Raw genomic sequence first — 11593 nt, forward strand, 5'->3', positions numbered from 1 at the left:
GCTCGATATAAGCTGGTTATTCCATTAAAGAAGTTCACATAGATTTTATAGTACGTTTCAATCTATATGTTCCTGGCGCCGTCGTATGGCCGATCTTCTTATCGCTATATCGGAATGCTCACCACCGCAGCCGTCATCTATTAGCCGCTCTCCATCGGCCCGGAACGGATCCAGGTGCACCTTGAGCAACATTTCGGCAAAGGGCTCAAGCACCAAAGGTGAATCCGCCCCTCAACTACTTTTACTTTCTCTGGAGCGATGATGTCCGATGCAAAACCTCTGTTGTTTGCACTCTACGAACAAGCCAGCGTGGGCTGCGGCGGTGCTCCGAGCCTCTGGACGCACCCGGCCGACGAGCGTCTGGCAATCAACTCCCTGGGCTACTGGTCGAACCTGGCACGCATTGCCGACCAGGCTAACCTCGATATGTTGTTCTTCGGCGACGTGCTGGGTTTCTACGACGTCTTTGGTGGCAATGCCGATGCCGCGATGAAATGGGCTGTGGAAGCGCCGGCCAACGACCCGCTGATGATCATTCCCGCCTTGGCCGCGGTAACGGACAACCTCGCGTTCGGCGTCACCGTCACCACCAGCTATGAACACCCCTTCACCCATGCCCGGCGTTTCAGCACCCTGGACCACCTGACCAATGGCCGCGTGGGCTGGAACATCGTGACCTCTTATCTGTCCAGCGCCGCGCGTAATTTCGGCCTTGAACAGATGATCAAACACGATGACCGCTATGAGCGCGCCGAAGAGTTCCTCGATGTGGTGTACAAGCTCTGGGAAGGCAGTTGGGCCGACGACGCCGTAGTTGCCGACAAGGCTCGTCAATTGTATGCCCGAGGTGATCGGGTACGGCCGATCAATCACGCTGGCGAGCATTATCGGGTAGCCGGTCCGCACCTGACCTCGCCGTCACCGCAGCGCACACCGCTGCTGATCCAGGCCGGCTGGTCGGGGCGTGGCCGTGAGTTCGCGGCGAAGCACGCCGAGCTGATTTTTATTGCCAAATCCAACCCTCAGGAAATCCGCCAAGGCCTGGAAGACATATGGACCAAGGCCCAGGCACGCGGCCGCCAGCGTGAGGATGTAAAGTCCCTGACCGTGCTGCGTATCGTCACCGCGAAAACCGAGATTGAAGCCCAACGCAAATATGACGCGTTGCAAAGCAACTACCATCTGCAGGCGCAACTGGTCAGTTATGCGGGTGACACCGGCATCGACATCAGCCGCTACGCTGACAGCGATGCACTGTCGACCCATACCGAAGGGCTGACGTCCTATGTCATGCACCCTGATGGCAGTGGTAAACCGTTGACTGCCGGGGACGTGAAGCAACGTTTTGCCAAAGTCACCCGCGGCAGCGACCTGATCCTCGTGGGCACTCCGCAACAGGTAGCTGACCGGATCGAAGAACACGCGCGCATTTCCGGCACCAGCGGATACATGATCAATCCATTGATCAGTCCCGGCACACTTGAAGATTTCGTGGAGCTGATCATCCCCGAATTACAGAAGCGCGGCCTCTACAGAACCCAGCCGCAAAGTGGAACCTTCAGGTCCAGGCTGAGGGAGGATGGCGGCAACCATTTACCCGATTCGGCTTACGGAGCCTCATTCCGCTTCGACAAGGACCTATAGCCCCCAGGCGACTGCTTATGAGTTATTCAGCAGTCGCCGAGCGAGCGACGATAACGTCGCGGACCGGGGCCGGCCTGAGAGGCCCTGCCGCTGCCGCATAAACGTTTACAACGTCAGAAACAGCGCCGAGGCCAGACTCTGGATTGATCCCGCTGACGGGCGCAGATGAATGCGCTGGGCGGAGAACCTGATCCGGCCGTGGGCGTCGGGACGCATCATGAGGTATTGGCTCCGCAAAGGCGTCGGGAGCGAAGCATCGGGCATCAAATCCTGGCCTGGAATATGGGTTTCATGGAACGTTTCCATTAGTTTTCCGCAGGGTGGCAACCTCACAAATCTTCAGGATTTTCCTGCTGTCACGCCCAGCCATTGCTGGTATGGTTTTGCCTGCCCGGCCTTAGGCCTGGCGTCTCCAGGGATGAAATCCTTTGGTATGAGCATCTGGATTCTACCGGCGGTTGGATCTCGAACTTTTGTTTCAAACGTTACACTGACTACATTAATGCAGGGAGCAGAACCATGAGTAACAAAGCAGTTATCGTTTTTAGTGGCGGACAAGACTCAACAACCTGTTTAATCCATGCATTGCCTCTCTATGATGAAATACACTGTATAACGTTTGATTATGGTCAGCGCCATCGTGCAGAAATTGAAGTAGCACAACACCTTTCAAAAAAACTTGGTGTGACAGTGCACAAAGTACTAGACACCTCCTTGCTAAATGAGTTGGCGATCAGCAGCCTGACACGCGACAACATCCCAGTTCCAACCATGAATAGCTCCGGAGAAAGTCTGCCAAACACTTTCGTACCAGGAAGAAACATTCTGTTTTTAACCTTGGCTTCTATTTACGCATATCAAGTTCAAGCTAAAACTGTAATCACAGGGGTTTGCGAAACAGATTTCTCTGGTTATCCTGACTGTCGAAATGAGTTTGTCAAGGCATTGAACAAAGCCATTGAATTAGGCATGGAATATAAATTACTTCTTGAAACTCCGCTTATGTGGCTGAACAAGGCGGAAACGTGGGCCTTGGCCGACTACCACAACCAATTAGACTTGATTCGCCACCACACACTGTCCTGCTACAATGGCATAAAGGGAAGTGGCTGCGCTAACTGCGACGCTTGCAACCTTCGTTCAAATGGATTAAATGATTATCTGGGAAATAAAGCAGACATCATGAATAGCTTAAAAGACAAACTGAAATTAAAATAGAAACTTAATAGAACACATTCAATAAACGCTCACTTAAGCATGATAGGCACATCCCTAATGACTGGCGCTCTTAGACGCGCTCGCAAATGGGGTTCATCACGACAGCCACATACTAAGTGAGCGTTGACCCCATCAGCGTTGTGCAAAGAAACTGTCAATACGCTTTTACTACTGGAGCAGCATGCTCTTTAAAAATATTCCACACCCCACTTACTTAACAGGACTTGTCGTTATATATTTTTTAAACAATGACCTTGCACCATAGGCAGGCAAAACATTAAAAAAAGCAAAACACACCTTTATAGCTATCTGAACATAAATCATATTCAAGATGTCACTGTTTTTCATACTCCCATAAAATGCAATGTAGCAAAAAAGGAAGCTGTCTATTATCACCGCAAAAAAAGTACTTAAAAACACACGCAAAAATAGAAACCTGGAGTTTGTCAGTTCTTTTATTTTGCACAACAAATACGAATTTATATTTTCAGAAAAAAGAAAAGAAACAGAGGACGCTACCAGCACAGAAGACACATGAGTAATAACCTGATTGTAAGGCATATCAAGCTTCCAGCCAGGCAGCCCTGGGAGATAGGTAGAAGCATTCAGCAAAACAATAATAATAGCATTACTTGCAAAAGCAAATAATATGGCTTTCCTCGCAAGTCTAAGACCGTAGGCCTCATTCAGCAAGTCAACTATTAAAAACGTCAGAGGATAAAGAAAAGTGCCCGGAGTAACAATGATATCAAGGCGCTCTAAATAAATCGGCTTTGTCGCAGCAATACTGGTAAAGATGTAAAATGTAAACAGCAGTAGATTTAGAACAATATAAATCATCCATGAGCTTTCATGGCGATCATTCATTTCGTAAGCGGTTAATGCCCCCCCTTGAGAATAAAATTTCTTATACAAGTTCTTGATTTCCATTTTATTTAAATTGTCCATTATTTCACTACTTAACACTTCGCTTAACTTTACCCTGATAACCTTGCCTGTAGCGATGATCATGATCACAGCAAGATTTTTGCTGTTCTCAAACCCTAGCAACTTGTATTTGCTGTTTTCGACTTCGCCATCACGCGTCATTAAACCGCTCCTCTATTATATCCCCCACGACACAAATACGATCCGAACTGAAACAGGCCTCGCTTGTTATGAATAGTTTTTTGGTTATCCTGTCGTACACCAGCTTTTCTTTATCGTCACTCGACGAGCCTTTCTTTATTATCAATAGATCTCCCGGCTCATTTATGCCAATATTTTTGCTCTCCAGAAGTACGCCTATTAAATTATAGGACGAGCCAAAAAAATAAGTTAAAGGGTAGAGGGTGGCCAACTCACCAATTCTTTTATCCAGATTTTGAACAACCAAGCTCTCTTTAATGACAGGGACTGCAGCTGGATTCATATTCCCTTGCAGAGAGATACTACTCTCTATTACCTCCTTCTCTTCAAAATCAATAGTCTCTATTTCCTCATAAGACACTCCAAAAAAATCAGAAATCTTACGAATGGTGGACTGCTGCACATTTACCACCCGCCCTTCCAGAATGTTATATATAGTCGTTCTGGTCAGACCGCTGGAATTGCACAAAGACAACTGCGTCTCTCCGCGACTTTTTATCAAGTATTTAATATTACTTTTCAAACACTCTATTTTTTCTCTTCTATGCATCAAATGCCCACCACTTCCTTATCGCTGTGACAAATGGTACTTCCATGGATACCATGCCATGCATGGTCATTCCGCTGCTCGACGAAGATGACTAGGCCAGCGAGATCATTGCAGTAAAACTTTTCGGGAATTTTTCGTCACCTGTACCCACTCTGTAGTTCTCCTTTAGCCAGCCTACATCCGTCCGTTAATGTTGCGCTGCCGGTACTTGAGGCTATCAAATCGCTGGGGAAGTCCGATTCGGGTTTGCGCTTCATGGTTCGCAGCGGGATGAAGTGTTGCATGCGTTAGCTATAACAATAAAGACCCAGATGCTCGGAGTCGTAGTCCTTGTCAGCGAATGGCCACCGACAACGCTTGGAAGGCAGCCCTTACCGATCGGCGATTTTGACCTCTTCAAGCAAGGGGTGCGCATACGAGATATCGCTGGCCTGGCCGCCTGACAATTGGAGGCAAAGTAGTATCCCGTTGGTTTCGCAGAGTGTGTGAGCCTTAGTCGTCAGGGCCCTGCGGCTTCGACCTAATACATGATCTGAAGATTCTTCAAGCCCCTTTTTCCCCCGGGGCCTGAAGCTCCTCCTGTTGTGGAGTCGAACATCCAGGTATCAAGACGGCTCAGCCTGGATGGCTAGTATCGCCTCTTTTTTTTGAATGTACTGCCCGCGAAATCCCATGGTCAGTCAGCAAGAAAGAATCATTTAATTTGAAGAATGTTTAATTTTTTGATTAATGAAGTGGAATTTCTTGCTAAAAAACCTATGCTGCTTTGAGCAATCCTCTTCTCACATCATCACACGAGGAGAGGTGACCTTTAAGGAATTACTGGTCACATATACAGCTTTTGGTTTTTGAGAGAACAGACGCCAAAAAACACAGCCCTCACGGGTATGGTTTGATGGATCATGGATGAAAGGGAAGCTTCAAGGATGAAAACCTGGTTTGTATGATAGAAAAATCAATGTATTTCAATGGCTTATGTGAAAAAGCGCAAAAATCGAGATTGAGTTTGCTTTTCCACCTCACCTCGAACTTTGGAAAAGACCTCATCGCCCCTCCTGCGGAGAACTCCAAAAGTAGTTCCTCTTCGGTTGACACTTCTTTGGATTCGACCCAAACAAACTCCACACGACAACGATTGCGACGAATCTAGGCATTCAGCGCTTTTTCCTCTGTGGTGGTCAGCCTCCCCACTGTCCAGGACGAATTGATCGACGCGCTGAGGTAAACGTTATTACTGCGAACTGGCCGCTCAGGTCAGTCGCAAATTGAGCTGAAAATCGCCTCGATTGCGCACCTCGTACAGCCTGCGGTCAGGTCCGGCTTTGCCCTATTGCCGCGATCTATTTCGCGCAAATCAGGACATGCAGATTGATGCCGATCAACTCATTGTTTAAGGACATTACGCTGGGGCAGCAACGGGAACCTGCATTGCTGCGGCGATAACCACCACGATCAGCCCCCTCTCATTGGTGGTCACCGTATCGCGGCCAATAGAAGCCCCGGACACGGCATGGGCTCGATATCTGCGGTCTGTGGGGAGGTTCACAGAGATGATCGAGCCGGCAGCTAGCACTACGTCATACGCACACACGAACGCGAAATCCAGGAAACCGTGCTGTCGTTCGCAGCACTCAACAAACAAGGAAGGGACACCGAATAATGGCAGTCAATACTGAACAGCTTAACAACCAAGCTGACCTATTGCGACGAGGCTTGGCGGATCTGCGAGCAGAAGACGCCGAGCTGGCGAGGATCCTGGACGCTGAAGTCACGCGTCAACACCGAACACTGTCACTGGTCTCTTCTTCCTGTGCGGTCAAGCCTCGAACCTTGGTGGCATCAGCCTCGGCGCTCGTCAATGTCACGGCAGAAGGCACGCCAGGCAGGCGCTATCACACAGGCTGCGAGAACGTCGATTTGGTCGAGTCTCTGGCAATCCGAAGAGCTCGGGAACTGTTCGGCGCCCAATACGCAGGCGTGCAATCACACTCGGCATCGAACGCCAATTACCAGGTCCTCTCTGCCCTACTTGAGCCTGGGGATACTCTACTTGGAATGGCCCGCGAACACGGAGGACATCTTGCACACGGCAGTTCCGTCACATTCACGGGCACCTACTACAAGGCGATCAGATACGGCACGACATCAGAAGGACTCATCGATTACGACAAGGTGCGCAAACTGGCTCTCGCTCATCGCCCGCGCATTATCATCTGCGGTGCAACTGCCTACTCGCGGGTCGTAGATTTCGAGCGGTTCCGCAAGATTGCCGATGAAGCCGGGGCCATCCTGCTCGCTGACATTTCGCATATCGCCGGACTTGTTGCCACGGGGCGACATCCGAGCCCGATCAATGCTGCCCACGTCACTACGACTTGCACACACAAGCAGCTTGCGGGTCCCCGCGGAGGCCTGATTCTTTCAGGGCAAGACGCCAACAAAAAGGTTCCAGGCCTGAAATCAACCTTTAGTCGTATCCTCGATCAAACCGCGTATCCCCGGATGCAGGGCGCGCCAGCCGTCAACATGATCGCTGCAAAGGCTGCCGCGCTGGGCTACGCAATGTCCCCGGAGTTCGACGCCTACATGGAACGGATTCGGGCCACGGCTGATGAGATGGCCAGTGCGTTTCAGGCACACGACTACGAGGTCGTGGGAGGTCGCAGTGAAAACCACACGATTCTGATTCGCTTGCGTGGGGCCATCACTGGCTCCATCGCGGAGTCGGCGCTAGAGCGCTGCGGGATCATCGTGAATAAAAATCGCGTGCCGGGCGAGACCCGATCGTCATCCGCCACCAGTGGGTTGCGTATCGGCACCGGCTCCATGGCGCAACGCCACATCGACCCTCAGGGATGCCGCCAAGTCGTCGATTTGGTTTGCCGGATCCTGGACAAGGTGACGCCGCTCAACGAGCAAGAGTACACACTGGAACCCGCACTGCAGGAGCAATTCCGTTTACAGGCCGAAGCGTTGTGCGCAACGTACCCCATAGCCGACTACATGGAACGCTGAGGGGGGCCATCGACCGCCACCGGCGCAAGCACTATGGCGGCTCGATGGGGGCTGACGATAAGACTATCCGTCGTCGCCAAAGCACTCACGGTTACACGCGGCAACAGGCAGCACCGCGTGCTGTTGCGGATCGGACAGAAACACTCAGCTCGGGTGATTTTCTTCGGCTATATCGGCAGCTCGCAGATCACCTGCCTGTATCTGATGACCAAGAAGATCGGGGCTGGATTTGGGTGCGTTCAAGGAGTATCGCGGGAACAGCCAAACAAAAACTTTTCTCTGGACAAAAAAAATGGATCTCTTTTCAGAGATCCATTTTTTAATGTATCGCAAAGCTAGGATCTGGTGTGCCCCAAGAGCCGGCGTTGCCGCCAGGCGCCAATTGGTCAGTCACGGGGAAAGGATCTTGATCCCGCGGTATAAATCGCTGTATCTCCCTATTTAGACGAGTCGGTGAATACTGAGGGAGGCATGGAGGAAAAGCTCAAAGCAGCGGCATGAACCTTAACCGGTGTCCAAACTTACTTGATCAGACCTCTCCCTCTACCCTCCACTCCTGATAGAAGTACGTTGGACCACTTTGGCTCAGGCCATAACTATGCCTTGAGATGGTATTGACGTACCAGACAACATCGACGTCGTAGCTGTCGACAGCAATGATGCGAGCAGATTCCTCTGCATCAGACTTCTCAGTGAACCAATCGGTTACCAGCTTGATATCCTGTTCAGGTTTCTGCTGACCGCCGTAGTTCACGCTCACAAGGCGGACCTTTGAGATACGATCACGACGCGCCCGCAAGCGCTCCTGCTCCGCGTCATACTTTGCTACCAAGTCAGCACCGACGGCCTCTATGGTGGTTGTACATGACCCAGGGCATGCGTATCCACCGGCTTGCAGTTTGGTCCTGCCTCCCAAGACTGGCTCAATCGTATTCGCACATCCGCTGCAGATCACTGCATCGCAGCTAAGGCAACTGCCCGTCCATTTCAGGCGCTTTTGGCAAATTTTGCATTGGCGTACGAGCTTGTAACCCGTCACACCAATTGCGCCCGAGGCTACAACAACAGCGATGATTGGAAGCATCTGAAACTTTCTCCTGTGGTAGGCTGGATCACGATAGGGCGCACAATGGCAAGGCGCTACCAGCCATGCCGCATGGCGTTTTCGAAGCTAAGGCTCTAAAATCTGTGCTACTCCGCTATAGCCGGCCTCCTAGGCGTCACTCATGTCGTCCGGTAGAAAGAACTCGTCCAGGTACCATCCCTAGCCGCTGGGTGTTCGAACGAAATCGGCCTCTGCCGCCGCGCTGTGCTTCGCCTTGGTCTTTTGAGCAACTGCATTTCGCCCCGGCGACCTCGACGGCCGGATCATCAAGTACCGGCTCATTGGAAATCGAAACGCGGCGTGACAGGAATAGATTCTTGGTTGAGGGGTCGAGCCGGGCCATCACGTAGTGCACCCGATCCGGTACCGCACCCTGAGCTGCGTAAAGGCCTGCCTTTGGGTAGCTAAGCGCTTCGCCCATCTTGATCAGGTGGGGTTCATGAAGCGCTTACGATCGACCAGGCTTCATCGCCAGGTGGTGCAGGATCCGCTGCACCACCGGCTCGCGGATATACGAACGCAACCACACTGACGACAGGGTTGGAAAAAAAGCTTTACTCACCACTTGTGGAGAGAGTCTATATAGATTTTGTTAGCGGCTTTAAATCTCGACTTTTGCTTGTGCGGGTGCCAGGGACATTACGCGTACGCTGAATGGCCAATAGCACACCGCCGATAAGCAGAAAAATCCCCAGCAATTCCAGAGGCGGCGGCATGCGTTGGGACCAGGTGAGGCCATAGACCAACCCAGCGATCGTCTGTACCACTGCGAGTTGCCCCGCGATGGAGATCGGCACCAACCCGGAGGCACGATTCCAGAGCAACGTGCCGACCCAGGAGACAAGTACTCCCATCACCAGTGCGCCCAGGAGCAGGGGGAGGAACTTGTCGGCCTCGCCCTGGTGCAGGTGCACCGCACCGGAGCCGATGGCGATCGGCAGGGCGAGCAGGGACAGAGCCAGCGCTCCAATCCCCATGAGCGTGGACCACGTGGACGATGAGATCTCCGGGTGCCTGCGCAGGAAGCCCGCGTTGGCCACCGCGTATGAAGTCCACAGGGCCAGCGCCACAAGCGCCGAGGCGATACCGATCACCAAGTCTGAATCCAGGCGGCCGCTCATCGCGCTGTCCCAGCGCCCCTCCATGACGTTAACCAAGATCAAACCGACAATAATAAAACTGATTGGGACCAGCAGGCGGGAGAACGGGAACTCCTTGCGTATCCAGTTGCCGGTCAGCGCTATGGTGACCGGCAGGGTGCCAATGATCGCCGTGGCAATGGGCGCCCCCGCATGAGTGATCGCCTGGACCAGGAAGAAGTAGTAGCCCAGGTGCCCGGAGAACGCGAACAACAAGGCGGTACCCCACACCCGCCAATTCAGTCCTCGTATCTCTGCACTGCGCCGGGCTATCAAAATTCCGGCGGACAGCACGCCAAAGACCAAGTACCGGCCCAAGGCGAGAGCCACCGAGTCCGAGTCGGGCAGCAGTAGAGGGATCAGGAACGCCAATCCCCAAATCAGGTTGGCACTAAAACCGCACAGGATACCGATGAACATCGGCGAAAATTGCATACGCATTTCAGGGGCTCCCTACTTACCAGTTGCATGGGCTGGGCTGGAGTGGTTCGATCTAACCGGGGTCACGGCGCCACTAGCGCTAGCACTGCGGCCGGCGAAGGCCCGTTTCGTCAGCGCACGCATTAGATCTGCGTGGAACTCGGACGGTAGCAGCATGCGCCCGGTGATTGCTAAGTACTTCCGGCTCAGGTCCGGATCGGCACTGATGGCTTGGAACATCTTCAGCCGGAACGCCTCGTTGCGTTCAACCAGAGAGTCCGCGCAGATGCCCTCCACGTGAGGGAGAATCGTGTCGGAGAACCGCTGCCGATACTCGACCAGACCCTCCGCGATCCCGGCCTTATCCAGGGAGCGGCCGACGAAGGAACGGGCCAGCAAGTCGGCCGAGGACAGCGCGAAACCGCACCCGACCCCGCTCATTGGGTCTAGGGACAGCGCCGCGTCCCCGACAAACGGGACCGTGCCCACCACCGGCTGGCGAACCTGGCTCGGATAGTCGCTGTACCCCATCAGCTTCGACAGCGGGACCGCGGCGGTAGTCGAGGGAGCCTCCGGTAGAGCGTTGAAGTACTCAAGGAAGCGCTGCATCCGCTCCTCAGTGCCGCGCCAGCTCTCTATTCGCGCCTTGTCAGCGAACAAAACGAGCAGAGTCCTGCCTTCGACGAGCGGATAGGTGCAGGCCAGGTCACGCTCGTGCATGACGAAGATCGAGCGTTTGCCCTCCGGGGCCTCGATCCCCGAGAAATAACCGAACAGGCAGGCGCGCTCGTTCGGGTAGAGCGCGACCTCGCTATCCAGCAACTTGGCCAACCGCGACTGACGCCCGTCGGCGGCTACCACTAGCCGGGCATGGATGCGTTGGCGCCCTGCCTCACTGGTCGTGTCGAGATTCCATCCCTCCTCGTCCTCTTCAATGCCCTCCACGCTGGTGGCGTCGAGATATTGCACACCTTGTTCCTGCGCGGCCGCCCGCATGGCCGGATCGAGCACACGCCGTTCCAAGTTGAGGGCGAACGAATCCGGCACCTCAGACAGGTAGCTCCCGGGCCCTTCGATCAAGCCGCCGGGAGTGACGAAGACGGCCTTGGTGGACACGGACCAATCCGACCCGCGCAGGTGCGCCAGCCCGAGTTCGGTCAGCAGCGGCACCGCGTGCGGCTGTATGAAGTGCGTGCACAGTTGCTTGTGTGGCTGGCTGGCCATCTTCTTCTTATCGAGGACGGCGACTCGGTAACCCATCTTGCTGAACCGGATCGCGGTGGCCATGCCAGCGATGCTGCCGCCAACCACTGCGACATCCAGCTCTGTGCGATCAGAACGCAGAGTGCTCATTAATTTGCTTCCTTTCTTCTG

Annotated in this window: 8 protein-coding genes and 2 pseudogenes; 5 read left to right on the plus strand and 5 right to left on the minus strand. The window is 53.3% G+C overall.

Annotation, left to right across the window (positions count from 1 at the left end):
* Positions 1-66: 66 nt before the first annotated feature.
* From BK658_RS30880 to queC, 3 genes and pseudogenes are all read left to right on the plus strand, one after another.
* Positions 67-222: pseudogene (locus BK658_RS30880) on the plus strand (amino acid ABC transporter permease); the annotation flags it as partial.
* A gap of 39 nt (positions 223-261) precedes the next feature.
* On the plus strand, positions 262-1644 hold the full coding sequence (locus BK658_RS27640) for an LLM class flavin-dependent oxidoreductase (protein WP_123585072.1): 1383 nt from the start codon (positions 262-264) through the stop codon (positions 1642-1644).
* Positions 1645-2163: 519 nt separating this feature from the next.
* Positions 2164-2862 carry a 7-cyano-7-deazaguanine synthase QueC gene (gene queC, locus BK658_RS27650; protein ID WP_123585074.1) on the plus strand — a complete coding sequence of 233 codons (699 nt, stop codon included), beginning with the start codon at positions 2164-2166 and terminating at the stop codon, positions 2860-2862.
* Positions 2863-3072: 210 nt separating this feature from the next.
* On the opposite strand, the gene BK658_RS27655 is transcribed toward queC, so the two are convergent.
* A complete protein-coding gene (locus BK658_RS27655; RefSeq protein ID WP_123585075.1) occupies positions 3073-3951 on the minus strand; it encodes a queuosine precursor transporter in 879 nt (292 codons plus the stop codon).
* A complete protein-coding gene (locus BK658_RS27660; RefSeq protein WP_123585076.1) occupies positions 3941-4540 on the minus strand; it encodes a helix-turn-helix transcriptional regulator in 600 nt (199 codons plus the stop codon). Before BK658_RS27660 ends, BK658_RS27655 begins: the two co-directional genes overlap by 11 nt.
* A gap of 1659 nt (positions 4541-6199) precedes the next feature.
* On the opposite strand from BK658_RS27660, the gene BK658_RS27665 reads away from it, so the two are divergent.
* Positions 6200-7555 carry a serine hydroxymethyltransferase gene (locus tag BK658_RS27665; protein ID WP_123585077.1) on the plus strand — a complete coding sequence of 452 codons (1356 nt, stop codon included), beginning with the start codon at positions 6200-6202 and terminating at the stop codon, positions 7553-7555.
* A 92-nt stretch (positions 7556-7647) separates the two neighbouring features.
* Positions 7648-7778, plus strand: a pseudogene (locus BK658_RS30885) (helicase-related protein); the annotation flags it as partial.
* 306 nt (positions 7779-8084) lie between these two features.
* Here the strand turns inward: BK658_RS30885 and BK658_RS27670 are convergent.
* From BK658_RS27670 to BK658_RS27680, 3 genes are all read right to left on the minus strand, one after another.
* Positions 8085-8639 (minus strand): hypothetical protein, encoded by a 555-nt coding sequence (locus tag BK658_RS27670; RefSeq protein ID WP_123585078.1) that lies wholly within the window; start codon positions 8637-8639, stop codon positions 8085-8087.
* 599 nt (positions 8640-9238) lie between these two features.
* The gene (locus BK658_RS27675; RefSeq protein WP_123585079.1) at positions 9239-10240 is read right to left on the minus strand and encodes a DMT family transporter; all 1002 of its coding nucleotides are present in this window, start codon (positions 10238-10240) and stop codon (positions 9239-9241) included.
* A 12-nt stretch (positions 10241-10252) separates the two neighbouring features.
* Positions 10253-11572 carry an NAD(P)/FAD-dependent oxidoreductase gene (locus tag BK658_RS27680; RefSeq protein WP_123585080.1) on the minus strand — a complete coding sequence of 440 codons (1320 nt, stop codon included), beginning with the start codon at positions 11570-11572 and terminating at the stop codon, positions 10253-10255.
* Positions 11573-11593: the final 21 nt, after the last annotated feature.

This window comes from Pseudomonas brassicacearum (genome assembly GCF_003732175.1).
In the GTDB taxonomy this organism is placed as follows: Bacteria; Pseudomonadota; Gammaproteobacteria; order Pseudomonadales; family Pseudomonadaceae; genus Aquipseudomonas; species Aquipseudomonas brassicacearum_G.

Bases quoted from the DNA above. Each gene is read 5' to 3' on its own strand.
- BK658_RS27640 (WP_123585072.1), top strand. From the start codon at position 262: ATGTCCGATGCAAAACCTCTGTTGTTTGCACTCTACGAACAAGCCAGC.
- queC (WP_123585074.1), top strand. From the start codon at position 2,164: ATGAGTAACAAAGCAGTTATCGTTTTTAGTGGCGGACAAGACTCAACA.
- BK658_RS27655 (WP_123585075.1), bottom strand. From the start codon at position 3,951: ATGACGCGTGATGGCGAAGTCGAAAACAGCAAATACAAGTTGCTAGGG.
- BK658_RS27660 (WP_123585076.1), bottom strand. From the start codon at position 4,540: ATGCATAGAAGAGAAAAAATAGAGTGTTTGAAAAGTAATATTAAATAC.
- BK658_RS27665 (WP_123585077.1), top strand. From the start codon at position 6,200: ATGGCAGTCAATACTGAACAGCTTAACAACCAAGCTGACCTATTGCGA.
- BK658_RS27670 (WP_123585078.1), bottom strand. From the start codon at position 8,639: ATGCTTCCAATCATCGCTGTTGTTGTAGCCTCGGGCGCAATTGGTGTG.
- BK658_RS27675 (WP_123585079.1), bottom strand. From the start codon at position 10,240: ATGCGTATGCAATTTTCGCCGATGTTCATCGGTATCCTGTGCGGTTTT.
- BK658_RS27680 (WP_123585080.1), bottom strand. From the start codon at position 11,572: ATGAGCACTCTGCGTTCTGATCGCACAGAGCTGGATGTCGCAGTGGTT.